Here is a 25,975-nt window from a genome sequence, read left to right on the forward strand (position 1 = left end):
CGGGCGCGGCCCCCGCACTTCTTCTCGTCCCAAATACGGCAAGACCTGCGGCCGCCACCGGGCGCGACCTCAGCCGAGAAGCTCGGCATAGGTGTCGCGCAGCGCCTTCTTCTGAACCTTGCCCATGGTGTTTCTGGGCAGCGCGTCGACCATCACGATGGCCTTCGGCTGCTTGAACTTGGCGAGTTGGCCGTCGAGCGCGGCGGCGATCGCCTCGGGCGTGGTCCCCTCGCCCTCGGGCACCACCACAGCGACGACGCCTTCGCCGAAATCGGGATGCGGCACACCGATCACGGCGCTTTCCTGCACGCCGGGGAGATCGTCTATCAGCGCCTCGACCTCTTTCGGATAGACGTTGAAGCCGCCGGTGATGATCAAATCCTTGGCGCGGCCGACAATGCTGACATAGCCGTCGGCGTCGATCATCGCCATGTCGCCGGTGATGAACCAGCCATCTGGGCGCAGTTCCTCTGCCGTCTTCTCGGGCATCTGCCAATAGCCCTTGAAGACATTGGCGCCCCGCACTTCAAGCACGCCGATCTCGCCCGCCGGCACCTCGCCCCCGTCCCGCATCACCCGCGCCTCGACGCCGGGAAGCGGAAAGCCGACGGTGCCGGCGCGGCGTTCGCCCACATAGGGGTTGGAACAGCTCATGTTGGTTTCGGTCATGCCGTAGCGTTCGAGGATGCGGTGACCGGTTCGTGCCTCCCATTGCTCATGCGTATCGACCAGAAGCGGCGCCGATCCGGAGATGAAGAGGCGCATGTTCGCCGCGCGCTCGCGGGTCAGGCGCGGATCGGCAAGCAGCCGCGTGTAGAAAGTCGGCACCCCCATCAGCGCGGTGGCCTGCGGCATCGCCTTGAGGATCTCATCGGCGTCGAAGCTCTTGAGGAAAATCACCCGCGCCCCGGCCAGCAGGGCGACATTGGTGGCGACGAAGAGCCCATGAGTATGAAAGATCGGCAACGCGTGGATCAACACGTCCTGATCGGTGAACTGCCAATATTCTTTCAGCATCTCGGAGTTCGAGGCGAGGTTGGCGTGGCTCAGCATCGCGCCCTTCGACCGCCCGGTGGTGCCCGAGGTATAGAGGATCGCCGCCAGATCATCGGGGCCGCGCGGCACCGGCGTGAAGCTTCCGCGCCCGACCACCGCGTCAATCAGCGTGCCCTGCCCCTTGGCATCGAGCGTCACAACCCGCGCCTCGCCGGCGACACCTTCGATCGCCTCGTATTTCGCCGGATCGCAGACCACCACCCGCGGGGTGGCGTCGCCCAGGAAATAGGCGACCTCAGGCGTGGTATAAGCGGTGTTCAGCGGCAGGAAGACCGCGCCCGCCATCACCGTGCCGAGATAGAGCTGGATCGCCTCGATGGTCTTTTCCACCTGCACCGCGACCCGGTCACCGGGTTTCACGCCCATCGCCACCAGCGCCGCCGCATTGCGTTCGGCACCGGCGAAAAGCTCCCCGAAGGTCATGCTGGCGCGGGCCGGGAAGGTGGCGAAATTGCGTGTTTCATGGCCGACTGAGGCGGCGTGCAGGCGGGTGATCAGATAGTTGTCGGCGTATGTGGATGGCTGCATTTGGAACTCCTTCTCCTGCGGACCTTTCTGCGTCCAGGACCGAGGCAAACGCAAGCGATTGATCTTTTCAGGTAACCGTGATCAGGGTCGCGCTCATGGCACAGTCCCTCACCTCACACCGTCCCGGCCTTGCAATCGCGCTCAAGCTCAGCTCAGTCCTGCTGTTCGCCGTGATGTCGGCGCTCATCAAGGCCTCTTCCGACGCGGTGCCACCGGGCGAGGCGGTGTTCTTCCGGTCGCTCTTCGCCATCCCGGTGATCCTGATCTGGATTGCCGCGCGGGGCGAGCTGCGCAGCGGTCTGGTGACCGAACGGCCGATGATGCATTTCTGGCGCGGCGTGATCGGGACCTCGTCGATGGGGCTGATCTTTGCCGGGCTGGGCCTGCTGCCACTGCCCGAGGTCACCGCCATCGACTATGCCACGCCGATGCTGGTGCTGGTGCTGGCGGCGGTGATGCTGGGCGAGAAGATCCGGCTGATCCGCATCTCGGCGGTGGTGATCGGCATGGTCGGAGTGCTGATCATGCTCTGGCCGCGGCTGGGCAGCACCACGGCAGACAGCGCCGCGACGCTTGGCGCGATGCTGATCCTTGGCGCCACAGCGCTGAAGGCGTTGGTGCAAATCCATATCCGCCGGATGGTGGAGACCGAGCGCACCTCGGCCATCGTGTTCTATTTCTCCTCGACTGCGGCACTTCTGGCACTGCTGACCATCCCCTTCGGCTGGGTGATGCCCGATGCGCTGACTGCGACGCAGCTGGTGATGGCGGGTCTGGTCGGCGGCGGGGCGCAGATTCTGCTGACCTCTTCCTATCGCTTCGCCCCGGCCTCGATGCTGACGCCCTATGAATATAGCTCGATGCTCTTTGCCATCCTGATCGGCTTTCTCTGGTTCGACGAGGCGCCGACGCTGATCATGCTGGCCGGCGCCGCGCTGGTGATCGCCGGCAACGTCCTGGTGGCCTGGCGCGAACACCAGCTGGGGCTGACCCGCGCCAAGGTCCGCGCGGTGAGCGATCCCAAGGGGTGACGCCAGCGCCCGGCGCGCTATGTTCTGTCCCGAAGATCAGGAGGATATGCCGATGGCCGACACTGAAACCCACAAGGCGAAGATGCAGAAACTGCAGGCCGAACATCGTGCCAAGGTGGCCGAGGCCGGCGATCCCGAACGCGGGCTGGTGCTGGTGCATACCGGCAAGGGCAAGGGCAAGTCATCCTCGGCCTTCGGGGTGGTGGTGCGCGCAATGGGATGGCGGAAGTCCGTCGGCGTGGTGCAGTTCATCAAGGGCAACTGGATCACCGGCGAACGGCAGTTCTTCGAACGACTGGGCGGGGTGACCTGGCACACTATGGGTGAAGGGTTCACCTGGGATACCCAGGACCGTGACCGCGACATCGCCGCGGCACAGGCCGCCTTCGCCAAGGCGCGCGAGATGATGCAGAGCGGTGATTTCGATCTGATCGTGCTCGATGAGATCAATATCGCCCTGCGCTATGGCTATCTTTCGACCGAGGAGGTTCTGGAGGGGCTCAGGGCCCGGTCCGACCGCACCGGAGTGATCCTGACCGGCCGCGATGCGCCGTCCGAGATTTGCGATTACGCCGATCTTGTCACCGAGATGACCGAGGTGAAACATCCCTTTCAGGCCGGCATAAAGGCCCAGCGCGGAGTAGATTTCTAAGGGTCAATCTCCCGGCGGCGGAAGGCGATCACCCCGCCCTCCGTCGCCAGACGCCCCTCGCTGGCCCGCCGCGCCGGACCCGATTGGCTGGACGCAATCCCGAGGGAGACCACGTTTGGCTGCGACCGGATATGCGCCTGTTGCCGACACTTCTGCTCGATGGCCGAAAGAAGCCGGGGCGCCAGGCCACTGCCGAACCCTTCGGCGGCGCGATGCATCGCCAGCAGTTCATCGAATGGATCCCGCATGTCCGGCTCCTTGCCTGGGACGCCGGGAGGGGCGTCCGGTTCGTTTCCGGGGTGACGGCGGGTTTCCCTGGCGCCTGGCACCGGATCCCCCACGGGCCACCCCGAAAGGCTGAATTCCCAAGGGCTGGACACGGGGCGCATCTGGCGTCGCGCGATATCTGACAAAAAGAATCGGATTTAACAAGAGGCCATCGCATAAAACAGGGAACCGCCCCCGCAATATCTGCGGGGGCGCCCGGGCCCGGCCGATCCGGGCTGTTGGGGGTCAGAGCGACTGTTCCGCAGGGTCAAGCGTGATTGACCACAATTCGGTATCGCCCACGTCCATCAGCCGCACGGTCATCTGCTGGGTGGCGCTGTCGATATCGACGATGCCGAAGAACTGCATCCCGGCCGAAGGCGGCAGATTAACCTGGCCCTCGGCCGGGGCTTTCACGAATTTCACCTCGGGACCGAAAGTCATGTCCAGCGCGTTCGGACCGAAGGTGCCGGCATGCAGCGGGCCCGAGACGAATTCCCAGAAGGGTTCGAACTCCTGGAACTGCGCCTTGGACGGATCATAATAATGCGCCGCGGTGTAATGCACATCCGCCGTCAGCCAGACGGTGTTGGTGATATTGGCATCCCGGATGAAGCGCAGCAGATCGGCGATCTCAAGCTCGCGGCCCTTGGCCGGACCGTTGTCGCCATTGGCCACCGCCTCTGCCCCGGTCTGCTCTTTCCAGTTGTCCCAGACGATCAGGCTGATCGGCATATCGGCAGCGATCACCTTCCAAGTGGCCTTGGAATTGGCCAGCTCGCGCTTCAGCCAGGCGACCTGCTGGGCACCAAGAATGCGGCTTTCCGGCGTCATCTCGGGTTCCATCGCCGGACCGTTCGGGCCGCGATAGCTGCGCATGTCGAGGAAGAAGACATCCAGCATCGGACCATAGGCGATCTTGCGATAGACCCGGCCCGGTTCCGCCGGGGTGTAGGAGATCGGCGTCATTTCATGGAACGCGCGGGCGGCACGCGACGCCAGCACATGGATCGACTTTTCGGCATAGCGGTCATCGCCGCTCAGATCCTTCGAATCCGACCAGTTGTTCAGGACCTCATGGTCGTCCCACTGGAAGAAGGTCGGCACTGCGGCGCTCATCGCGCGCACATGTTTGTCCATCATGTTGTATTTCCACTGGCCGCGATATTCATCCAGCGTTTCGGCAACCTTGCGCTTTTCGTCGGTCAGAACGACGTTCTTCCAGATCACCTGGCCGTCCTTCACCACCTCGTCCTGCATGGCGCCATCGGCATAGATGGTATCCCCCGAATGCAGGAAAAAATCCGGGTCGTGCTGCATCATGGTGCGATAGGTGCGCATGCCCTGATCGTCGATGCCCCAGCCCTGACCGGCGGTATCGCCCGACCAGACGAAGCGGACCGACCGGCGCGAGGCCGGAGCAGTGCGGAAATGGCCGACGATCGGGTCAGAGACCGCATTGATGTCGCTGAGATCGGCGGCGACAAAGCGATAGAAGATATCCTGATCCGCCGGCAGCCCCTCGACCATCCGCTTCACGGCGAGATCGCTGGTCGGCATCGCAGTCAAGGGCGCCAGTTGGCGGGCATTGGCAAAGCTCTCGGTGGTGGAGACTTCCATCATCACCCGCGCCGGGCGGTCGGTGCGGGTCCAGATCATGCCGGAATTAGTGGTCACATCGCCGGATTGCACCCCATGGGTGAAAACCGGACGCGAGGCCGCGCGGGACAGCGCGGGCATCGCCAGCGAGGCGGCGAAGGCGGTGCCACCGGCCAGCACGGCACGACGACTGGGGCGGAGAAGGCGTTGAGGGATCATGGCTGACGTCCTGAAGGATGAATGGCTTGAGACCCGAACCGAAGGGCTTGAAACGCTACGCGAAAACCACGGGGCCGATCTGTAAGGCTTTGCCAAAAGATCAGTGATGGTTTCGAGAACCCTTTGTGACATTCAGGCCGGGGTCCAGGGATCGCGGCCTCCCGCGGGATTGAGACAGACCCAGATCATCCGGCTCAGAGCAGCCATGGTCAGCCGTTCCGGGGATTCGCACGGCGTTTCCAAGCCTACACTCACCTCACGGTCTTCTCGTCCCGTAAAAGATGAAACTGCCTCATGAGCCCGCTCAAGACGAATGACTTTGCGCCGCCTTGTCCACCCCCGCCCTTGTGACAAGGCACGCCTACCCGGCCCCTGTAGACCGACCTAAATGAAAAACGGCGCCGAGGGTTCCCCGGCGCCGTCAGATCGAAATTTCAGATGCGGACTTACGACGCAGCCTGCAGCAGCCCCTCGTCCTTGGCCCGGGCATAGGTCTCGTCCAGCGCCTTGCGGGCACGTTCGATGAGGATGTCGATTTCCTCCGGCGCGATCACCAGCGGCGGCGAGATGATCATCCGGTCGCCGACATGGCGCATCACCAGATTGTTGGCAAAGCAGCGTTCGCGGCAGATATAGCCAATGGTCCCCGCCTCGGCGGCGAAGGTGGCATGGGGTTCCTTGTTCGGGCTCAGCGCCAGCGACCCCATCATGCCGATCAGCTTGGTCTCACCCACCAGCGGGTGATCGGCCAGCGCATGCCATTTCTCGGCCAGATAGGGGCCGGCGACCGTCTGGACGTGTTCGACCACGCCTTCCTCTTCCATGATCCTGAGGTTCTCAAGCGCCACGGCAGCGGCCACCGGGTGACCCGAATAGGTATAGCCGTGGTTGAACTCCACACTGTCGAGCACCGCGGCAACCTCGTCCGACACCACCGAACCGCCGATCGGCTGATAGCCCGAGCTCAGCCCCTTGGCGATTGTCATGATATCGGGGCGGATGCCCATGGTCTGGCTGCCGAACCAGTTACCGGTACGGCCGAAGCCACAGATCACCTCGTCGGCGATCAGCAGGATTTCGTATTTGTCGCAGATCCGCTGGATTTCCGGCCAATAGGTTTCGGGCGGGATGATCACACCACCAGCGCCCTGCACCGGCTCGGCGATGAAGGCGGCGACGCGATCTTCACCGAACTCCAGGATCGCTTGTTCCAACTCTTGCGCACAGGCCAGACCGAAATCTTCCGGGCTCGTCTCGCCACCGGCGGCCCACCAGTTGGGTTCGTTGATATGGTGGATGTCCGGGATCGGCAGCCCGCCCTGGGCGTGCATAGCCGACATCCCGCCCAGCGACGTCGCCCCGACGGTAGAGCCATGATAGCCGTTCTTGCGGCCGATGATGATCTTCTTGCCCGGCTTGCCCTTCACGTCCCAATAGGTCCGCACCATGCGGATATTGGTATCGTTGGCATCCGACCCGCCCGAGGCGAAGAACACGTGATTCAGATCGCCAGGCGCCAATTCTGCGATCTTGGCCGCCAGCGCGATGGCGGGCACATGGGTGGTCTGAAAGAAAGTGTTGTAATAGGGCAGCTCGCGGATCTGACGAGCGGCGACCTCGGCCAGCTCCTCGCGGCCATAGCCGATATTGACGCACCACAGCCCCGCCATGCCATCGAGGATCTCATGCCCCTCGCTGTCAGTCAGATAGACGCCCTTGGCGCGGGTGATGACCCTCGCCCCCTTGGCGGCCAGATCGGCGCCAGTGGTGAAAGGGTGCATGTGATGGGCTGCGTCCAGAGCCTGAAGCTCGGCGGTGGGCAGGTGGTTTGTGATGGCAGGCATCGCGGAACTCCCGGCTAATTCAGTGTCGAGCCCGAAGATATGATCAAATTCCGCACTGTCAATCGAATCAGGACGACACAGCGCGTTCCGCCTGCACGGCGATCACCATTTGCACGCCCTGATCGACATCCTGCTCAATTGCCAGGCCAACGCCTTCGACGTCTCCCGCCCGCAGTGCCGCCAGCATTTCCTTGTGACGATCCGGCAGATTCTGGGTGCCGAAACGGCCGCAGACCACCCGCAGAGATGGCCCGAACCGCAACCAGAGCCGTTCTGCCATCTCGGCCAGGATAGGAGCCTGCGAATTGGCGTAAAGCACCGAGTGAAAGCGATAATTCTGCAGCAGATAGCCCGAGACATCACCGGCGGCGATGGCGAAATCCAGTTCCGCATCAATCTGTTCCAGCTCAGCCACCAGCTCTGGCGGGGCATGGCGCGCGGCCCGGCGGGCCAGCTCCGCCTCAATCGTGCGGCGCACGAAGATCAGCTGTTCAACGTCTTCTGCCGACAAAACAGGCACCGAAACCCGTCGGTTCCCCTGAAACATCAGCGCCCCGTCCGAGATCAGCCGCCGGATCGCCTCGCGCACCGGTGTCATGCCGGCGCCAAGCGAATCAGTCAGCCCCTGAATCGTCACCGCCTGCCCCGGCGCCATCTCACCGAACAGAATCTGAGCCCGGAGTTTCTGGTAAACCTGTTCATGTACCGGAGGCGCCGCAGCGGTCTTTGCGGCCGGTTTACGGGCATTCTCTGCCGGTTTTTTGATCAAATTCACTTGACTCGTTCCAATCCAAATGACGACGCTTGCGCTGTGCGGATCCGCATGGAAACATAGCTTGTGCCACGGAAGAAGGCAAAAAACTTGATCAAATGTCGGGGGCGGTCTCAACTCACGCCCTGTCGGGGAGCTTCAGAATGACCTTTAAATCGCTCACAGCGACCGCGATTGCTGCACTTATCGCCCTGGGGACCGCTGCCCAGGCCGAAGAAGTCCGCGTTTACAACTGGTCGGACTATATCGACGAAAGCCTGCTGTCCAAATTCGAGGAAGAGACCGGCATCAAGCTGATCTATGACGTCTTCGACAGCAACGAGGTGCTGGAAACCAAGATGCTGGCCGGCGGGTCGGGCTATGACGTGGTGGTGCCCACCGGCACTTTCCTGCAGCGGCAGATTTCGGCGGGCGCCTTCCAAAAGCTCGATAAATCCAAACTGCCCAATATCAAGAACATGTGGGATGTCATTTCAGCGCGAACGGCGAAATACGATCCCGGCAACGAATACGCCATCAACTATATGTGGGGCACCACCGGCATCGGCGTGAATCTGGGCAAGGTCAAAGAGGTGCTGGGCGAAGATGCCCCGATCGACAGCTGGGATCTGGTCTTCAAGCCGGAGAACATGGAAAAGCTGGCCTCCTGCGGGGTGTATTTCCTCGACGCCCCGGCCGAGATGATCCCGGCCGCGCTGAAATACATCGGCGCGGATCCGGACAGCCACGACCCCGACGTCATCGCCAAGGTCGAACCGGTCTACATGGCGATCCGGCCCTATATCCAGAAATTCCACTCTTCCGAATATATCAATGCGCTGGCCAACGGCGACATCTGCGTCGCGGTCGGCTGGTCGGGGGACGTGCTGCAGGCGCGCGATCGGGCGGCCGAGGCCGACAACGGTGTTGAAATCGCCTTCAATGCGCCGAAGGAAGGCGCACAGATGTGGTTCGACATGATGGCGATCCCGACCGACGCGCCGAACCCCGACGCCGCCCACAAGTTCCTGAACTTCATCATGGACGCGCAGAACATGGCAGCGGCGTCGAACTATGTCTATTACGCCAACGGCAACAAGGCATCGCAGGAATTTCTCAACGAGGACGTGATCGGCGATCCGGCGATCTACCCCTCGGCCGAGGCGATGGACAACCTGTTCACCACCACGCCCTATAACGCCAAGGTGCAGCGGGTCGTCACCCGGTTGTGGACCAAGATCAAATCGGGCACCTGATCCCGAACAGCGGGCGGGCTCAACAGACGGGACCCGCCCTTTTTTGTTGTCCGGAACACATCGGGGGCCTTTGCCAGTGAACTCGACGAAATTTGCACCTTGGGCAGACCCAGAGGCGAAACCGCTGATCCGTTTTCAGAACGTCACCAAGCGGTTCGGAACCTTCACCGCGATTGATAACCTGTCGTTGGATATCTACGAACGAGAGTTCTTTGCGCTCCTCGGCCCCTCGGGCTGCGGCAAGACCACGATGATGCGGATGCTGGGCGGGTTCGAAAACCCGACCGAAGGCCGGATCGAGCTGGCTGGCAAGGATATCTCGGGCGTGCCGCCGAACAAGCGCGCGGTGAACATGATGTTCCAGTCCTATGCGCTGTTCCCGCATCTGACGGTCTGGGACAATATCGCCTTTGGCCTGCGCCGCGACAGCAAACCCAAGCCCGAGATCGAGGCCCGAGTGGCCGAGATGCTCAAGCTCACCCGGCTGGAGAAATTCGCCAAGCGCAAGCCGCATCAGATCTCGGGCGGACAACGGCAGCGGGTGGCGCTGGCGCGCAGCCTGGCCAAGGCGCCCAAGCTCCTGCTGCTGGACGAACCGCTGGGCGCACTCGACAAGAAGCTGCGCCAGGATACCCAGTTCGAACTGATGGACATCCAGGAAAAGACCGGCACCACCTTCGTGATCGTCACCCACGACCAGGAAGAGGCGATGACAGTGGCCTCGCGCGTGGCGGTAATGGACGAAGGCCGGCTGATGCAGGTCGCTACCCCGGATCGCATCTATGAAAGCCCCAACAGCATTTATGTTGCCGATTTCATCGGCGAGGTGAACATCATCGAGGGCACCGCCACCCCCGACGGGGAAGAAACCTATCGCATCGACTGGGCCGACGGGCAGGAACCGATCCGCGCCACATCGGCCCGCAGCTTTGCCACCGGCGAGAAATGCGCCCTGGCGATCCGGCCAGAGAAGGTGACGATTTCGGCGGACCGCCCGGCAGAGGCGGTGAACGCCGTGCAGGGCAAGGTGCTGGATATCGCCTATCTCGGCAATATCTCGACCTATCATGTGGAACTGCCCTCGGGCACGGTGATCAAAGCGCAAACCGCCAACACTCGCCGCATCTCGCGCCGCAGCTTCACCTGGGACGATCCCGTCTGGCTGTCCTGGACAGTCACCGGCGGCGTCCTGCTGGCGGAGTGATCCGATGCGCCGGTTTTTCCTGATCGCGGTCCCCTACCTCTGGCTGTTGGCGCTGTTCCTGGTGCCCTTCATCATCGTCCTGAAAATCTCGCTCAGCGATACCGCGCTGGCGATCCCGCCCTATACGCCGACGCTGGATTTCTCGGCCGGCTGGCAGGGGATCAAGGAATTCCTGACCGGACTGGATCTCGAGAATTTCGTCTGGCTGACCGAGGACGATCTTTATTGGAAGGCCTATCTCTCCAGCCTGATGATCGCGCTGATTTCCACCGCGCTGACGCTACTGGTGGGCTATCCCATCGCCTATGGCATGGCCCGCGCGCCCGAGGAATGGCGCGCCACGCTGATGATGCTGATCATCCTGCCGTTCTGGACCAGCTTCCTGATCCGGGTCTATGCGTGGATCGGCATCCTCAGCCAGGAAGGGGTCCTGAACCAATTCCTGCTGTGGACCGGGCTGATCGACCAGCCGCTGATCATCCTGAACACCAAGATCGCGGTCTATATCGGCATCGTCTATACCTATCTGCCCTTCATGATCCTGCCGATCTATGCCGCGCTCGACCGGCTGGATGAATCGCTGATCGAGGCAGCCGAGGATCTGGGTTGTTCGCGGCTCTCGGCCTTCTGGCTGGTCACCATCCCATTGTCGCGGAACGGCATCGTCGCCGGCTGTTTCCTGGTCTTCATCCCGGCGCTTGGCGAATTCGTCATCCCCTCGCTTCTGGGCGGTTCCGGCACGCTGATGATCGGCAAGGTTCTGTGGGAGGAGTTCTTTTCCAACCGCGACTGGCCGGTGGCCAGCGCCGTGGCGATCGTTCTGCTGGCGATCCTGGTGATCCCGATCGTGCTGTTCCAGCGCAACCAGCAGAAACAGGCGGAGGCAGAGCAATGAACAGGCTGAGCTGGTTCAACACGGTCTCGCTGACGCTCGGGTTTGCCTTTCTCTATATCCCGATGGTGATCCTGGTCATCTACAGCTTCAACGAAAGCAAGCTGGTGACGGTCTGGGCCGGCTTCTCCACCAAATGGTATGGGCAACTTCTCAAGGATCAGGCCTTTCTGAATGCCGCCTGGGTGACGCTGAAGGTGGCGGTCCTGTCCTCGACCATCGCCACCGTGCTGGGCACCATGGCCGCTTATGTCATGGTGCGCAGCGGGCGGTTTTTCGGTCGCACGCTGTTTTCCGGCATGATCTATGCGCCGCTGGTGATGCCCGAGGTGATCACCGGCCTGTCGCTGCTGCTCTTGTTCATCGGCATCGGCCTGGACCGCGGCGTGATGACCATCGTGCTGGCGCATACGACCTTTTCGATGTGCTATGTCTCGGTGGTGGTCTCCTCCCGCCTCGTCACCTTCGACAAATCTCTGGAAGAAGCAGCGCTCGATCTGGGCTGCACCCCGGCTGAAGCCTTCCGGCTGGTCACCCTGCCGATCATCGCCCCGGCAGTGGTCTCGGGCTGGCTCTTGGCCTTCACCCTGTCGCTCGACGATCTGGTGATCGCCTCCTTCACCTCCGGTCCCTCGTCAACCACCCTGCCGATCAAGATCTTCTCCGCCGTGCGTCTGGGCGTCTCGCCCGAGATCAACGCGCTGTCGACGGTGATGATCGGCATCGTGACAGTGGGCGTGATCGCCACCTCGCTGATCACCAAGACCCAAAAGGTTCGTCAGCAGCGCGACGAACAGGAAGCCGCACGAACACAAGAATGAAACACATATTTGGACGTTACGCCTATTCCGCGGGGCCGCGGAATGGGTGCTGGTGGGATGAAACCATCGAAGCCCCGGTCTGGCCAGATGCCAAGGGCGACCTGACGGCGGATGTCGCCATCATCGGCGCCGGCTTTACCGGCCTGTCGGCGGCGCTGCACCTGGCCGAGGCGGGGGTCGATGTCGCCGTGGTCGACGCGGAATATCCCGGCTGGGGCGGTTCCGGGCGCAATGGTGGGTTCTGCTGTCTGGGCGGCGCCAAGCTGAGCGGTGACAAGATCGCCCGGACCTATGGCAAGGATCAGGCCGAGGAGTTCTATCGCGCCGAAGTGGCAGCGATCGACTTGGTGGCCGACATCCTGCAACGGTTCGGGATCGACGCCGACACCCATTCAGATGGCGAAACCCAACTGGCCCATTCGCCGCGCGCCATGGCTGCCCTGCGCCGTCAGGCCGAAGGCGATCCCGATGCCGTCCTGACCGAGAAGGACGACCTGGCCGCGCAGGGGCTTTCGGCCTCCGGCATGACCGGCCCGTTTCATGGCGCGCTGACGATGCGCCATGGCTTCGGCCTGAACCCGCGCAAATATGTCTTTGGTCTGGCCGCCGCGGCCCAAGGCGCCGGCGCCCGGCTTTATCAGAACAGCCCCGCCAGGGGGATCACCCGGCAGGGCAACCGCAATGTGATCGCCCTGCCGCAGGGAAGTCTCAGCGCCGAAACCGTGCTGATCTGCACCAACGGCTATTCCAGCGACGATCTGCCGGACTGGCTGGCGGACCGCTATATCCCGGCGCAATCGACTGCGCTGGTCACCCGGCCGCTTAGCGATGAGGAACTGGCGGCGCAGGGCTGGACCACAGATCAGATGGCCTATGACACCCGGCACCTGCTGCATTACTTCCGGCTGATGCCCGACCGGCGGTTCCTGTTCGGCATGCGCGGCGGGCTGATGTCCACCCCCGCGGCCGAGGCCGCCTCCCGCGCGCGGGTGCGGCGCGATTTCGAAACCATGTTCCCAGCCTGGGCCCATGTCGAAAGCCCCAATAGCTGGTCGGGCATGGTCTGCGTGTCGCGCAACCAGATCCCCTTTACCGGCGCGGTGCCGGGAATGCCGGGCGTTTTCGCCGGGTTGGCCTATCACGGCAATGGCGTCGCCATGGGAAGTTATGCCGGCAGCCTGCTGGCCGCGCTGGCCCAGGGCCGACGTCCCGACAGCCCCTATCCGGGCTTCATGAGCAAACCCATGGGCCGATTTCCCTTCGGCCGGTTCCGCCGCATCGTGATGCCGCCAGCCTACCTGGCCTATCGCCTCAAGGACCTCTGAAGCGCCGCCTTCTCCAGTGCCAGACCCTTGGCATAGGGGGTCTGGCCGCGCCCGGTCTGCAGGTGGCAATAGGCCGCCATCCGCCAGTGAAACCAGGGCAGGAGCGCGCGCAAGCGGGCGATGACCCCGCGGTCGGGATAGGCTGCCAGAAACGCCGCCTCCTCTGTGGCACCAAGCGGAGCGCCGCGATAGATCAACTGCATGGCAGGTGACAAGAAGATCGCCAGATCGGCGGCAGGATCGCCCAGCGCCGGGCATTGCCAGTCGATCAGCGCCGCGCCCTCGGGCCCGATGACGATATTGCCAGGTACCGGATCCCCATGGATCAACGCGCATGCGCCGCAGGGGGCCACCTCGCCCGCCGGTTCCAGCGCTGCCAGACCGGCATCATCGAGGCAAAGCGCCAGGATCTGCCGCACCTGCCGCGCCAGCGCGGCGCTGCCATCGGGGGCATGGGGCAGATCGGGCGCCGGTTGCTGATGCAGCCGCCCCAGCAGCCCCGCCACCGCCGCAGCCCCCTCTGCCCAGCGCCCCCCCGGCAGATGACGATATAGCACCCAGGGCGCTGGCGCCTCCGGTTCTGCCGCAATCAATTCCGGCGCCAGTCCCGTCCCGGCCAGCGCGGTCAACGCCGCGACCTCGCGGCGCGCATCATTGGCAAAGATCGGTGTCGCGGCAGAGGGATCGTAAAGCTTCAGAACCAACCCGCCCGTCAGCCGCCAGACCCGGTTCGACCGCCCCCCTGCCAGAGCCTCCGCCCCCTCGCCCGGAAGCAGACCGCGCAACCGCAGCCGCGCGATCAGATCGGCGGGCGGCGACTGTGCCAACAGTGAAGGGTCTGCTTGGGTCTCTTGCATCTTGATCCGAGTCCGGAAAGGCCACAGCATTCCCCGGAATGCCACCCACCGCAAGCCCCGCGCACAGTTGAGTTTGCGTCCCAAAGCGCCTATCTCGGGCCAGCATCCCCAGTCAGACGGCCCAACAGAGGATCCAGACGTGGCAAACCACCTATACAAGAACGATCTGCCCGACGGGCTCGACCTCGGGCCGATGGTTGCCATCGACTGTGAAACCATGGGGCTGAACCCGCATCGCGACCGGCTTTGCGTGATCCAGATGTCGGGCGGCGATGGTAACGCCCATATCGTCCAGGTCGCCAGGGGTCAGACCGAGGCACCGAACCTCTGCCGTATGCTGACCGACCCCAAGGTGCTGAAGCTGTTCCACTTCGGCCGTTTCGACATCGCCGCCATGTACAACGCATTCGGGGCACTGGCCGCGCCGGTCTATTGCACCAAGATCGCCAGCCGGCTGGTGCGCACCTATACCGACCGCCACGGGCTGAAGAACCTGACCGCCGAACTGATCGGCGTCGACATCTCCAAGCAGCAGCAGCAAAGCGATTGGGGCGCTGAGGAGCTGACCGCGGCGCAGCTGGATTACGCGGCCTCGGACGTGCTCTATCTCCACCGCCTGCGCAAGGAGCTGAACAAGCGCCTCGCCCGCGAGGGACGGACCGAGATCGCCCAGGCCTGTTTCGACTTTCTTCCCCACCGCTCGCTTCTGGATCTGCAAGGCTGGCCCGAAACGGATATCTTCGCCCACTCATGACCGACACCAATACAGCCACCTTCCTCGACACCGCGCGCCAGGTGATCACCGACGAGGCCCGCGCGCTTGACGCGCTGGCCGCGGCGCTGGACGACAGCTTCGTCCGTGCGCTGAAACTGATCCTCAGCGCCAAGGGCCGCATCATCGTCAGCGGCATCGGAAAATCCGGCCATATCGGCCGCAAGATCGCGGCGACTCTGGCCTCGACCGGGACACCGGCGCAGTTCGTCCACCCCGCCGAGGCGAGCCATGGCGATCTGGGCATGATCGCCAAGGGCGACGTGGTCCTGGCGATCTCGAATTCCGGCGAGGCGCCGGAACTGGCCAATCTAGTCGCCTATACCCGCCGCTTCGACATCCCGCTGATCGGCCTTTCCAGCCGGGCGGACAGCACCCTGATGACCCAGGCCGACGAACATCTGCTGATCCCCGCGATGGGAGAAGCCTGCGGTTTCGGCATGGTGCCCACGATCTCTACCACGCTGACCCTGGCGATGGGCGACGCGCTGGCCGTCGCGCTGATGAAGTACCGTCACTTCGGACCCGAGAACTTCCGCGACTTCCACCCCGGCGGCAAGCTGGGCGCGCAACTGTCCAAGGTGCGCGACCTAATGCATCTGGATGTGCCCACGGTTCGCACCGGGACACCGATGGGGGAAGCGCTGCTGGAGATGAGCCAGAAGGGATTTGGCGTGGTCGGCGTGACCGACCCTGCCGACCGCCTGATCGGTATCGTCACCGACGGTGACCTGCGGCGCCACATGGACGGGCTTCTGGGTCTGACCGTGGATCAGGTGATGACGGCGCATCCCCGCACCATCGGCCCCGACGCCATGGCCGAAAAGGCGGTGGCGCTGATGACATTGCCCGACCCCAAGATCACCTGCCTCTTCGTCGTCGACCCGAAAGGCGTCGGCAAGGCCGAGGGCATTTTGCACATCCACGACTGCCTGCGCGTCGGTCTGGGCTGAGAGGGAGCAGAGAAACGGATGGATCGACATTCCCGTCTGGTGGCCTATTTCAAGGTCCTGCTGCCACTGGCAGCGCTGGCGCTGATGTCGACGCTGTTCCTGCTGTCGCGCAGTATCGCCCCCACAGGCACCGCCCCCTTCGCCGACAAGGATATCGAAGACCGGGTGCGCGGCCAGCAGATCACCGGCGCCTTCTTTTCCGGCATCACCGCCAGCGGTGACGAGATCACCGTCAGCGCCAGCACCGCCCACCCCGCCAACACCGATGGCAGCGCCGACGCCGAAGAGCTGCGGGCGCATATGACGCTGGCGCAGGGGGGCGACATCCGGCTGCAGTCCGACACCGGCACCGTCGATCCGACCCAGTCGCAGGCCAGTTTCCGCGGCAATGTTCTGATCACCACCTCGACCGGCTACACGGTCAGGACACAGCAGCTTGACACAGGGCTGGAGACGCTTGCCGCCGAAACCCCCGGCCAGGTCGAGGCGACAGGCCCCTTTGGCGATATCACCGCCGGCCAAATGAAAATCGGCGCAAAAAACCAGGATGCGCCAGTCCATATGCTTTTCACCAAGGGCGTAAAGCTGGTATACGATCCGCGAAATCCGGGGAAAGACTAATCAGTGAACTATATACGCCTTCTGTTCCTCAGCCTTGTGCTGGTCCTCGGTGCGAATATGGCCGTCGCGCAGGACACCCGCGTCGCCTTCGGCAACAGCAAGGCCGACACCTCGGCTCCGGTCGAGGTGACGGCGGCCAGTCTCGATGTGAACCAGTCGGATGGATCGGCTGAGTTTACCGGTGACGTCCTGGTGGTTCAGGGCGACATGCGGCTGACCGCGAACCGCGTCTTCGTCGTCTATGATCGCGGCCAGAGCCGGATCGCCCGGCTGGAAGCGACGGGAGATGTGGTGCTGGTCAGCGGACAGGACGCGGCAGAGGCAGAACGTGCGGATTACAGCATCGACGACGGCACCATCGTGATGACCGGCAACGTGTTGCTGAGCCAGGGTGCCAGCGCACTCAGCTCCGACCGGATGACGATCGAACTGGCCACCGGTACTGCCCGGATGGCCGGTCGGGTCAAAACCATCCTCAATTCCGACGGCGACAACTGATGACGACTGCGCGACCGGACGCCAGCGCCAGCACCTCGGGGCTACGTGTCGAACGTGTCCGCAAATCCTATCGCAAGCGCGTCGTGATTCGCGACGTGTCGATCTCGCTGGATCGCGGCGAAGTCGTGGCACTTCTGGGTCCGAACGGTTCGGGCAAGACAACGACCTTCTATGCCATCGCCGGGCTGGTCTTTCCCGAAGCCGGGACCGTGACACTGGACGGTCAGACGGTGACCACCCTGCCGATGTATCGCCGTGCCCGAATGGGCATCGGCTATCTTCCTCAGGAGATGTCGATCTTTCGCGGCCTCAGCGTCGAGGACAATATCCTTGCCGTTCTGGACATCACCGCGCGCGATCCCCATGCCCGACGCGAACGGCTGGAAGAACTGTTGTCGGACTTCTCGATCGAACACCTGCGCCGGGCGCCGGCGCTAGCGCTGTCGGGCGGCGAACGCCGGCGGGTGGAAATTGCCCGTTGCCTTGCCGCAGACCCGAAATATCTGCTGCTGGACGAACCCTTCGCCGGGGTCGATCCGATCAGCGTCGGCGACATCCGCCATCTTGTTGCCGATTTGAAAAAGCGCGGCATCGGCGTGCTGATCACTGATCACAACGTGCGCGAAACGCTGGAGATCGTCGACCGCGCCTATATTCTGCACGATGGTCAGGTGCTTATGTCGGGCACCCCGTCGGAAGTGGTGGAAAACGAAAACGTCCGCCGCGTCTATCTGGGCGACAGTTTCCGGATTTCCTGAGCTCTGACCTGGATCGGCGCAGGCCTGCCGATCCAGTGAAATTTATCCACCATCACGCAAGATACGTTGACACTCGTCTCGGATCTCGCCTCAAATGGGGCATGGCACGCGTGCGATCCCTTGCGATTTCCGGTCCGGCCTTCATTCCGGGGCCCGATCGCGCCGTTTCTGCCGCGATGCCATCTTTAACCACCCGCAACTGACGCAAGGCCGGGGAATATACCCGGGCGATGCCGGGTGCATAATGAAAAGGAGAGCACATGCGTTACCAAATCAGCGGACGGCAGATCGACATCGGCGCAGCCCTGCAAACCCATGTGGAAGAGCAACTGAGCGCTGCGATCACGAAATATTCCGACAACCCGATCGACGCCATTGTGATCTTTTCCCGCGACGCATACGAATTCGTCTGCGAAGCGACCGTACATCTTTCAACCGGCCTGACCGCCAAGGCCAAGGCCAGCGCAACCGAAATCTATGCCGCTTTCGATGCCTGCTGCGAGAAAATGGACAAACAGATGCGGCGTTACAAACGCCGCCTGAAAGACCACCACAAGGACCGCTCGGAACCGGTTGAACTTATGGGCGCGGCCTCGTATATCCTCGCCGCAGAAGAACAGACCGAAGATGCGGAGCCCGAAACGCTTCAACCTATCATCATCGCCGAGATGGAAACCAAGATTCCCTCTCTCTCTGTAGGCGAAGCGGTGATGCAGATGGAGCTGGCGGGCGCCCCGGTGCTGATCTTCCGGAACGAGAGCAAGGACGGGTTGAACGTCGTTTATCGCCGCGATGACGGCAATATTGGATGGATCGACCCGCAGACCGGAAACTGATAGCATTAGGCGCTGGATTACCTACGCCTGAGCGGAGCAATCTCTGATGGCACTAGCGAGTATCCTCAAACCTGAGGCCGTGAAGGTTTTTTCTGCTGTCTCCAGCAAGAAGCGACTGTTTCAGGAAATCGGGGATCTCGCTCAGAGCGCCTATGGCCTGGATGCCCAGACCACGGTTGACGCTCTGCTCGAACGCGAAAGCCTTGGCCCCACCGGTGTGGGCCATGGCGTCGCCCTGCCGCATGCGCGGATGCCGGGGCTCGATGGTGTCGTGGGCACCTTCGTGATGCTGGAAAAGCCGATAGATTTCGGATCGGTCGACCGTCAGCCTGTCGACATCGCCTTTTCGCTCTTCGCACCGGAAGAGGCAGGCGTCGAACACCTGAAAGCCCTGGCGCTGGTATCGCGGACGCTGCGCAATGCCTCGCTGTGCGCCAAGCTGCGGGCCAATCCGGATCCGGCGACGCTTTACACCCTGCTGACCGAAAGCCACACCCTGGCGGCCTGAGCCGACAGGCTCAGTAGGCGCGCCAGGCCCCGAAGCCGAACATCATGTAATCGCGCTGATAGACGTCGGCGACCAGCGCCTCGATCTCATCGTCGTAGATGTCGGAAAGCGGATAGGGCACATCCTGTGCCGCAGAGGTCGGCACAACCGAGACGTCACAACCGACCTGTCGTGCCAATGCCGGCAATGCGCTGGCCAGCTCTTCCTCTCGCAGGATCAGATCAGGCAGGGCAAACTCTCCAAACCCGGAGAAAACCTGCGCCTGGGAGCCCCAGGCGGCATCCACCCGCACGGGCGTCTGCCCGGCCAGATTCATCTTGAGAAATTCCAGAAACGCCACAAAGGCAGCGCGATGATCGGCCCGGCCATAGCTGGCATCGGGGGATTTCCTCGGGATCGGCAGTTTGAACTTCTTGCGCAGCAGATCGCGGATCTGGCGATAACTGCCTTTCCCCTCGTTCAATATCTTTTCGCAGAACACATGATGCGCCCGCGCCGCCGGGTGACGCAGCACGCTAAAGCTGCGGTGCCCCGGGTGCTGGCGCTTCCACTGGCGCAGATCCTTCTGCGTCATCTCAGATGCCAGATCCTCGACCGGGACCCCCTCCAGCATCGCGAGCCAGTCAACCACCTCGGCCTCAGGCCCACCGCGCACCGGCAAATACAACAGCGGCACATCCCGCCCCGCCACATAGCTGGGCACCGCCGGCCCGCGGCGGGGTTCGAAATTCGGTGTCCGGGTCAGATTGAACCGATCGAGACCCGAAAGCGCCTGCGCCATCTCCTCCGGGTTGTCGACCTTGTCGATCACCGCACCCGGGTTCTGCGGCTTCAACGACTGGTCAAGTTCCTCGAGCCGCGCCGTTGCCCCCAGCCAGTGCGCCAGGCCGTTCATCACGCCCAAATCCTGCAAGTCCTCGTAGGCAACATAAAAGGCCGTCTGCCCGCTGGTCTGCAACCGGTTCAAAAGCTGCGCCTGAAAGGCCTGCAAGGAGGCGACATGCGCAGCGAATTCCTCCGCCTCGAAATGCGCCTGCGCCTCTTTCCGGCGCTTCACATCGGTCAGCTTCCACTGGCCAGTGGCCTGGGCGATCTTCCACGACACATAGCTGTCCAGTGGGTTGCGCGTCAGCACGATCTTGGCACAGCGCGGATCCTCCAGCAGCGTGTCGAGCACGCGCGGATCGTGATCGTGGAAATAGCGGAACCCACCCAGCGCCCTTGGTGTCGCCCGTACGGCGGCCAGCAACCGGTCCGGGTCTGCATCGCGCTGCGCCTGGGTCACATCGAGGATCGCGTCACGATTGGGATAGCCGATGAAATGCGGATTGAATGCCTCACCATGGCAGGCCACATCGTCAAGCGCGTTAAGGTTCACCTCAAGGAAATTCGACCCCGTGCGCATTTCCGCAAAGACGACAAAGTAATCGAAGGCTTTCGTTGCAACCATCGCGGATCACCGCACCAGATAGGGTTTGCGCGCGGGCTTCTTGGCGCCGACAGCCACTTGTTCCACCGGGAAATCCCCCATCAGATAGGGGTGCATCCCCTGGTTTTTCAGATTTTGCAGAAACTGGCCGAAACCGTCCAGCGCCACCATCCTCGGCGCTTCGGCAAGATGCTGGCGCATTATCGCCGGGCGAATTTCGTCAAGTATGCTTTGCAGCGGCTCCATCGGAGCCTCAATGAATTCCGCCATGTTCCAGACCCGCACCCGCGCCTTCACGTGAGTCGAGCGCAGGATATCCAGATGCTTGCTTTCGATCCGCTGCAACCGCGCAGCCTCTTTCCTCAGTTCGGCGAAATTTCGGTTTGACCGGAACAGCGGCACCGCCCAAGCCCCGGTTATGACCGAGATTTGTGCATTGGGATCGCGCGCCACGGTCCAGTTGATCTTTTGATTGTCTGCCGGACCGAACTGGAAACACTGCCGTTCACCCCGCATGTTCCAGATCAGGCTGGTCAGAAATCCCTTGGGATCATAATCCCGCGTCGCCGCGCTGTCCGTCAGTGCGCCGTTTATCAAGGTCTGACCTCCGGCGAATTCCACCCGCTCCGGCGCGAACAGATGCCCATGCACCCGCGCGCCGCTGGATTTTGCCAACCAGCTTTCGAAATTGTCGAACAGTTCGGCAAACCCCTGGAACACCGAATAAGGGTGTGAGGTGATGCCGTTTTCCCAGCCGTGGTTCGGAAAGCGGCTTTGCATGTAAAGCCCCGGCCGCCCGTGCGTGCGCCGCTCCACCGCCTTGGCGAACAGGCGGTCTATCTTGCCCGGGTTCGGTTCAGTCCGCTTCATCGCCCCGGCGCTATCGGTCAGAAACGCCTGATACAACCGATCCGCCCGCGGCCAGATCTTGCGCGCGACAAAACAGTCCGACCGCCGCAAAAGCTGAAGATGGTCGTCATAGAAGATGTGCGGTTTGCCCTGAAAATCGAATTTGGACAGGGTCAGCGACCGGCTTTCAATATTGGTGGAATAGCGCCGCACCAGCGTCTGGAAAAAGCTTTCGTCCGGGATCCAGACCCGACGGAAATACCGCTCATAGGTGCCGCGCTTCGGATCCTCCAGGATCGCGGACAGGGTCTGGCGGGTCAGGCACCACCATTGGCTACCCATATGCGGCACCAGCCCTTCTGGGATACGTCGCTTCATCCCCAACCGGCGCTGCAACTCGACATAGCGGTCAAAAAGATACCGCTGCCGCTTCCAGGAGAACGGAAACCGCAGGGTAAAGCGTTCCTCGTCCAGCCCGCCCACAGTCCACGGCACATCGGCAGTGGTGGCACTTTCGATGAAATCGGTGCTCGACCTCAGCTCCAGATAGTCGATCAGCTCCTGCACCGGCCGCAACGGCAGACAGGCCCCAGAGGCAAGATAGACATGCCGCACCTCAGGAAACTGCGCCAGCATCAGCTCTGCTGCGGAAAGCGTCGCTGCGACGATCCCCCAACTGCCCCATTCGCACCGGTGGCGCCGGCTGAACAGAATCTGCGGATCGTCCGACAAAGACCGCGCGAAATCACGATAGACCCGGCCAGAGACATTGCGATCCACATGTATCACCACCGGACAGCCCGCCGCCGTCCAATGCCGGGCCACCTGCTCCGCCCGGTGCAGCGCGGTATGGACCAGCATGATGATACCGACGCTGCCCGTCATGCCCAGTTGCCCTTGGACATCAGCCCCAGAATCTCAAGCTGGCGCCAGTTGATGTATTTCTCCGACCATTTGCACCACAGCTCGGGATCATCCTTCAGGCTCTCCGCATAGGCGCGATATTCGACCGAGGCAGAATAATGCTGCCCGCGCTCCAGCTCCTCCGCGGCCTTGGCCGAAAAGGTATCAAGGAACTTGGCATGCAGCAGAACGCCGCTGGCCTTCTCTCCGCCCCATTCATCGTAGACCTGATTGAGCCCGCGCGGCAGCAGCATATGGGTCGAGCTGACATAGGTATATTTACGATCCCATTTCACCAGCGGAATCTTGTTCAGCGCCGGTGCCTTTTCGGGAGCATCGGGAAAGAACACCCGGCTGCGCGGCCCGCCCTGAATCCACAGGTTGCCATAGCGCTTGTTCTTGCGCAGCGTGTAATTCCCGCTGTCGAACCAGCGTGCGATCTCGATCGGGTCCTGACCTTCGCGATAGGGCTGCGCATCAAGCCGCCCCTTTGGATACATATCCAGAAGCATCGCCGAGAACGACTTGATCGACGAGGCATCAAGCCAGTCGGTCAGGGCCCGCAGCGGACGGGTGTCGCAAAACGGATAGATCAGGAATTCATCCGGGTCGACCACCAGGCACCAATGGCCGTGGCCATAACGACGCTGCAACCAATTCAGCCAATCCACCCCGAAGCGGGACCGCTTGTAACTTTCCCCCGTGGCCCAAAGCGATACATCGGCCTGTTCCCTAAGATAATCAGCCGATCCATCATTGCTGCCATTGTCCACGATCAGGAAATGATTGACCCCGAGGTCCCGGTAGTAATCCAGGAAGTAAGGCAGCCGGACACGTTCGTTTCGCAGGGTCGAATAAAGCAGGATATCGTCAGGTCGGATCGCCCGGGTACGATTGGCCACCGCTGAAAGATCGCGACGCTTGCGGAACGCACGAATGCGCCAACGCTGCCGCTGCAATCTGAGGCGGTATGACTGCCATACGCCCAATTCGAACCCTTTTCACATCTACCACAGACCTCTCCCGCCTCGGCCTATCAGGTTAACCTTAAGACGAGGTTGAAGTGATCCTCCCATAGGGGGGGTGTAAAATCTGCTACTCTTACCGCCTCCTGTTGCGCCAGCCGGCCGGTTTCAAGGCTCTTGATAGCGCTTAGCCATTGATACCGATCAGTTTCTTTCGCGTAAACCGGAATGTTGCCCAGCACTTCGCGAATTGCCGGCAAATCGGTCGAGATCACCGGAACCCCCAGCGCCGTTGCCTCCACCGGCGGCAGCCCATAACCTTCGGCCCGGCTTGGAAACAGCAACCCCCTCGCCTGCTGCAGCACGGCCGCAACCTGGGCATCGTCCAAGCCGGAAAGCTCGCGGACCGGCCCCCCCGGCGGCAGCGCATCAAGCCGAGCAAAGACCGCCTCGTTGTTCCAACCGCGCGCGCCGCAGATCAGCAGGCCCGGCGCGTCCTCTCCCATCTCTTCCCAAAGATCGAGCAGGAAATCATGCCCTTTGCGTGGCTCAATCGTGCCAATCGCGACGAAATAGGGCCGCGTCGGGTCGATACCGGCCGGCAGATCGCCGGGATCGGGCAGCTCCACCCCCAGATGCGCAACCACAGCGGGCGGCAACAATCCCCAGGCCCGCATATGATGCTCCACCCGCGCCCGGGTATCGGCGGAATTGTAGATCACCAGATCCGCATGCGCCCGCACCCGCTGCAGCTTGGCCGCGAATTCCTCGGCCAAGCCGGGGCGCTGATACTGCGGGAAGTCCAACGGGATCGCGTCATGGATCAGCACCGCGATGCGCCCGGCGCCCCCCTGCCGCACCCCGCGCAGGGTCATCGCCGTCAGATCGCTGTGCCCGACGTTGAGATAGCCGAAGCCATCCGGCAGATGTCGCCTCAGCATCCGCGCCAGATGTCGCGGTCGGGCCCGGGCCCGGGCCAGGGCAAAGCGGCGCAGGTCGCTTTCCGCCCGCCGCAGCATTTCGGCCCTCACGGTGAACCGCGCCAGAAGGTCGGATCGGCCCCAATCCTCCGCCCCCTGCAAACGGGCTGCAATCTGCATCACCCCATCGGGCCCCAGCAGCACATAGCCCAGGGTGGTCCGGACCAAAGCAAAAAGCGGCACGCTCTCATGCGAGAGGTGCCGCAAATAGGCCAATTCCACCCGGTCGACCCCGGTGGGACGCCGCCCCGCCCGACGGATCAGGCGGGTCAGATCCAGCAGGCGCGCCGGAACGGGCGCCAGTGGAATGCTATTTTTCGTAGTGTCCAGTTTGGTGCCATCTCCAGGCATCGGCGATCATCTGATCCATCTTAGACCGATCCGGGCTCCAGCCCAACTCTTTCTCGGCCCGGACCGAACCGGAGACCAGCTTGGTCGCATCCCCACCGCGCCGCGGCCCTTCGGAATAGGGCACCTCGCGGTTGGTCACCGCCCGAGAGGCGTCGATCACCTCGCGCACAGAAAACCCCGAACCGGTGCCCAGATTGAAGACGCGGCTTTCCTTGCCTTCTTCCAGCCATTTCAGCCCAAGCACATGGGCGTCGACCAGATCGCAGACATGGACATAATCGCGGATGCAGGTGCCGTCCGGCGTGTCGTAATCGGTGCCATAGATGGTCAGCGCCGGCCGCTTGCCGTCGATCGCCTCCAGCATCACCGGGATCAGATGGGTCTCGGGCCGGTGGTGTTCGCCCACTTCCGCCTCGGGATCGGCGCCGGCGACGTTGAAATAGCGGAAGATCACCGCATTCAGCCCATAGGCAGCCCCGAAATCCCTCAGGATATTTTCCACCGCGCGCTTCGAGGCACCATAGGCGTTCAGCGGCTCTTGCGGGGTATTTTCGTCCAGTACCACATTGTCATGTTCGCCATAGGTGGCGCAGGTCGAGGAGAAGACGAAATTCAGGCAACCTGCGGCGCAGGCGGCCTCGATCAGCGTCAGCGATCCGCAGACATTGTTGCGCCAGTAGCGGCCCGGTTCGCTCATCGCCTCGCCGACCTGGCTGAGGGCGGCGAAATGCATCACCGCTGCCGGTTTATATTTGGCGAAAACCTCGTCCAGCCGGGCCCGATCCGACAGATCGCCCCGCTCGAACGGGCCGAACTTCACCGCATCCTCCCAACCGGTCACCAGGTTGTCATAGGTGACAGGCGTATAGCCCGCCTGTTTCAATGCCTTGCACGCGTGCGAGCCGATATAGCCCGCGCCGCCGGTTACCAGAATGTTGGTCACGTTCTGCCCTCGTGTCCTGTGTCTGTCCCAATACTGTCTTGCGCAGCCTATTGCGCGGCCTTGTCGAGATGGACGATCTCGGTCAGGAACTGGTGCAGCTCGTCGCGCAGGTCGTCACGGGCCAGTGCGAAGGCCACGGTGGCCTGCAGGAAGCCGGCTTTCGAGCCGCAATCATAGCGCTGGCCGCGGAAACGGTAGCCATGCACCGGCACGCCCGCCTCGATATCCTCGGCGATCGCGTCGGTGAGCTGGATTTCCCCGCCCGATCCCGTTCGCATCTTGTTGAGGTTCTTCAGCACCGAGGGCG

General features: G+C 62.7%; 25 protein-coding genes and 1 pseudogene. 14 read left to right on the plus strand and 12 right to left on the minus strand.

Translation table 11 applies throughout. From position 1 onward, the window contains the following. Nucleotides 1-69: 69 nt before the first annotated feature. A complete protein-coding gene (locus G455_RS0109405) occupies nucleotides 70-1,584 on the minus strand; it encodes a malonate--CoA ligase (RefSeq protein WP_028093476.1) in 1,515 nt (504 codons plus the stop codon). Nucleotides 1,585-1,679: 95 nt separating this feature from the next. Here G455_RS0109405 and G455_RS0109410 point away from each other — a divergent pair, with 95 nt between their 5' ends. Together G455_RS0109410 and cobO are read left to right on the plus strand one after the other, a co-directional pair. Further along, nucleotides 1,680-2,615 (plus strand): DMT family transporter, encoded by a 936-nt coding sequence (locus tag G455_RS0109410; protein ID WP_028093477.1) that lies wholly within the window; start codon nucleotides 1,680-1,682, stop codon nucleotides 2,613-2,615. Nucleotides 2,616-2,667: 52 nt separating this feature from the next. Next, nucleotides 2,668-3,267 carry a cob(I)yrinic acid a,c-diamide adenosyltransferase gene (cobO, locus tag G455_RS0109415; RefSeq protein WP_028093478.1) on the plus strand — a complete coding sequence of 200 codons (600 nt, stop codon included), beginning with the start codon at nucleotides 2,668-2,670 and terminating at the stop codon, nucleotides 3,265-3,267. On the opposite strand, the gene G455_RS0109420 is transcribed toward cobO, so the two are convergent. The 4 genes from G455_RS0109420 to G455_RS0109440 form a co-directional block, all read right to left on the minus strand. Further along, nucleotides 3,264-3,515, minus strand: a complete 252-nt coding sequence (locus G455_RS0109420; RefSeq protein ID WP_028093479.1) for a hypothetical protein — start codon at nucleotides 3,513-3,515, stop codon at nucleotides 3,264-3,266. The genes cobO and G455_RS0109420 overlap by 4 nt on opposite strands. Nucleotides 3,516-3,780: 265 nt before the next feature. After that, nucleotides 3,781-5,352: an alkaline phosphatase D family protein gene (locus G455_RS0109425; protein WP_028093480.1), complete on the minus strand. Its 1,572-nt coding sequence runs from the start codon at nucleotides 5,350-5,352 to the stop codon at nucleotides 3,781-3,783. Nucleotides 5,353-5,798: 446 nt separating this feature from the next. Further along, a complete protein-coding gene (locus tag G455_RS0109435; RefSeq protein WP_028093481.1) occupies nucleotides 5,799-7,196 on the minus strand; it encodes an aspartate aminotransferase family protein in 1,398 nt (465 codons plus the stop codon). Between the two features lie 67 nt (nucleotides 7,197-7,263). After that, nucleotides 7,264-7,971, minus strand: coding sequence for a GntR family transcriptional regulator (locus G455_RS0109440; RefSeq protein ID WP_035366483.1), 708 nt, complete (start codon nucleotides 7,969-7,971; stop codon nucleotides 7,264-7,266). 140 nt (nucleotides 7,972-8,111) lie between these two features. Between G455_RS0109440 and G455_RS0109445 the strand changes: the two genes are divergently transcribed. The 5 genes from G455_RS0109445 to G455_RS0109465 all read left to right on the plus strand — a co-directional run bounded on the left by G455_RS0109445 (nucleotide 8,112) and on the right by G455_RS0109465 (nucleotide 13,445). Beyond that, on the plus strand, nucleotides 8,112-9,203 hold the full coding sequence (locus tag G455_RS0109445) for a polyamine ABC transporter substrate-binding protein (protein ID WP_028093483.1): 1,092 nt from the start codon (nucleotides 8,112-8,114) through the stop codon (nucleotides 9,201-9,203). A gap of 76 nt (nucleotides 9,204-9,279) precedes the next feature. Next, the gene (locus tag G455_RS0109450) at nucleotides 9,280-10,407 is read left to right on the plus strand and encodes an ABC transporter ATP-binding protein (protein WP_028093484.1); all 1,128 of its coding nucleotides are present in this window, start codon (nucleotides 9,280-9,282) and stop codon (nucleotides 10,405-10,407) included. 4 nt (nucleotides 10,408-10,411) lie between these two features. Then, nucleotides 10,412-11,302 carry an ABC transporter permease subunit gene (locus G455_RS0109455; RefSeq protein ID WP_028093485.1) on the plus strand — a complete coding sequence of 297 codons (891 nt, stop codon included), beginning with the start codon at nucleotides 10,412-10,414 and terminating at the stop codon, nucleotides 11,300-11,302. Then, nucleotides 11,299-12,120 (plus strand): ABC transporter permease, encoded by an 822-nt coding sequence (locus G455_RS0109460; protein ID WP_028093486.1) that lies wholly within the window; start codon nucleotides 11,299-11,301, stop codon nucleotides 12,118-12,120. The genes G455_RS0109455 and G455_RS0109460 overlap by 4 nt, the downstream gene beginning before the upstream one ends. Beyond that, the gene (locus tag G455_RS0109465) at nucleotides 12,117-13,445 is read left to right on the plus strand and encodes an NAD(P)/FAD-dependent oxidoreductase (RefSeq protein WP_028093487.1); all 1,329 of its coding nucleotides are present in this window, start codon (nucleotides 12,117-12,119) and stop codon (nucleotides 13,443-13,445) included. Before G455_RS0109460 ends, G455_RS0109465 begins: the two co-directional genes overlap by 4 nt. Here the strand turns inward: G455_RS0109465 and G455_RS0109470 are convergent. Continuing rightward, a complete protein-coding gene (locus tag G455_RS0109470) occupies nucleotides 13,424-14,272 on the minus strand; it encodes a phosphotransferase family protein (protein WP_240474624.1) in 849 nt (282 codons plus the stop codon). The genes G455_RS0109465 and G455_RS0109470 overlap by 22 nt on opposite strands. A 169-nt stretch (nucleotides 14,273-14,441) precedes the next feature. On the opposite strand from G455_RS0109470, the gene G455_RS0109475 reads away from it, so the two are divergent. From G455_RS0109475 to G455_RS0109505, 7 genes are all read left to right on the plus strand, one after another. After that, the gene (locus G455_RS0109475) at nucleotides 14,442-15,056 is read left to right on the plus strand and encodes a ribonuclease D (RefSeq protein ID WP_028093489.1); all 615 of its coding nucleotides are present in this window, start codon (nucleotides 14,442-14,444) and stop codon (nucleotides 15,054-15,056) included. Further along, nucleotides 15,053-16,027, plus strand: coding sequence for a KpsF/GutQ family sugar-phosphate isomerase (locus G455_RS0109480; RefSeq protein ID WP_028093490.1), 975 nt, complete (start codon nucleotides 15,053-15,055; stop codon nucleotides 16,025-16,027). Before G455_RS0109475 ends, G455_RS0109480 begins: the two co-directional genes overlap by 4 nt. Nucleotides 16,028-16,045: 18 nt before the next feature. After that, the gene (lptC, locus tag G455_RS0109485) at nucleotides 16,046-16,648 is read left to right on the plus strand and encodes an LPS export ABC transporter periplasmic protein LptC (RefSeq protein WP_028093491.1); all 603 of its coding nucleotides are present in this window, start codon (nucleotides 16,046-16,048) and stop codon (nucleotides 16,646-16,648) included. Between the two features lie 3 nt (nucleotides 16,649-16,651). Beyond that, nucleotides 16,652-17,146, plus strand: a complete 495-nt coding sequence (locus G455_RS0109490) for an LptA/OstA family protein (protein ID WP_028093492.1) — start codon at nucleotides 16,652-16,654, stop codon at nucleotides 17,144-17,146. Next, the gene (gene lptB, locus G455_RS0109495) at nucleotides 17,146-17,904 is read left to right on the plus strand and encodes an LPS export ABC transporter ATP-binding protein (protein WP_028093493.1); all 759 of its coding nucleotides are present in this window, start codon (nucleotides 17,146-17,148) and stop codon (nucleotides 17,902-17,904) included. Before G455_RS0109490 ends, lptB begins: the two co-directional genes overlap by 1 nt. Before the next feature lie 260 nt (nucleotides 17,905-18,164). Further along, a complete protein-coding gene (gene hpf / locus G455_RS0109500) occupies nucleotides 18,165-18,740 on the plus strand; it encodes a ribosome hibernation-promoting factor, HPF/YfiA family (RefSeq protein WP_028093494.1) in 576 nt (191 codons plus the stop codon). A gap of 46 nt (nucleotides 18,741-18,786) precedes the next feature. Then, nucleotides 18,787-19,248, plus strand: coding sequence for a PTS sugar transporter subunit IIA (locus G455_RS0109505; RefSeq protein ID WP_028093495.1), 462 nt, complete (start codon nucleotides 18,787-18,789; stop codon nucleotides 19,246-19,248). A 10-nt stretch (nucleotides 19,249-19,258) separates the two neighbouring features. Here G455_RS0109505 and G455_RS0109510 read toward each other — a convergent pair whose 3' ends face one another. From G455_RS0109510 to G455_RS0109535, 6 genes and pseudogenes are all read right to left on the minus strand, one after another. Continuing rightward, nucleotides 19,259-20,698 carry a nodulation protein NodH gene (locus tag G455_RS0109510; protein WP_028093496.1) on the minus strand — a complete coding sequence of 480 codons (1,440 nt, stop codon included), beginning with the start codon at nucleotides 20,696-20,698 and terminating at the stop codon, nucleotides 19,259-19,261. Between the two features lie 6 nt (nucleotides 20,699-20,704). After that, nucleotides 20,705-22,411: a DUF5927 domain-containing protein gene (locus tag G455_RS0109515; RefSeq protein ID WP_035366487.1), complete on the minus strand. Its 1,707-nt coding sequence runs from the start codon at nucleotides 22,409-22,411 to the stop codon at nucleotides 20,705-20,707. Beyond that, on the minus strand, nucleotides 22,408-23,418 hold the full coding sequence (locus tag G455_RS0109520) for a glycosyltransferase family 2 protein (protein ID WP_028093498.1): 1,011 nt from the start codon (nucleotides 23,416-23,418) through the stop codon (nucleotides 22,408-22,410). The genes G455_RS0109515 and G455_RS0109520 overlap by 4 nt, the downstream gene beginning before the upstream one ends. A gap of 47 nt (nucleotides 23,419-23,465) precedes the next feature. Further along, nucleotides 23,466-24,725 (minus strand): glycosyltransferase family 4 protein, encoded by a 1,260-nt coding sequence (locus tag G455_RS0109525; RefSeq protein ID WP_051312315.1) that lies wholly within the window; start codon nucleotides 24,723-24,725, stop codon nucleotides 23,466-23,468. Further along, nucleotides 24,685-25,668 (minus strand): UDP-glucose 4-epimerase GalE, encoded by a 984-nt coding sequence (gene galE, locus G455_RS0109530; protein WP_028093500.1) that lies wholly within the window; start codon nucleotides 25,666-25,668, stop codon nucleotides 24,685-24,687. Before galE ends, G455_RS0109525 begins: the two co-directional genes overlap by 41 nt. A gap of 47 nt (nucleotides 25,669-25,715) precedes the next feature. Continuing rightward, nucleotides 25,716-25,975 (minus strand): annotated as a pseudogene (locus G455_RS0109535) (UTP--glucose-1-phosphate uridylyltransferase); the annotation flags it as partial.

Source organism: Pseudodonghicola xiamenensis DSM 18339, assembly GCF_000429365.1.
GTDB classification, from domain to species: Bacteria; Pseudomonadota; Alphaproteobacteria; order Rhodobacterales; family Rhodobacteraceae; genus Pseudodonghicola; species Pseudodonghicola xiamenensis.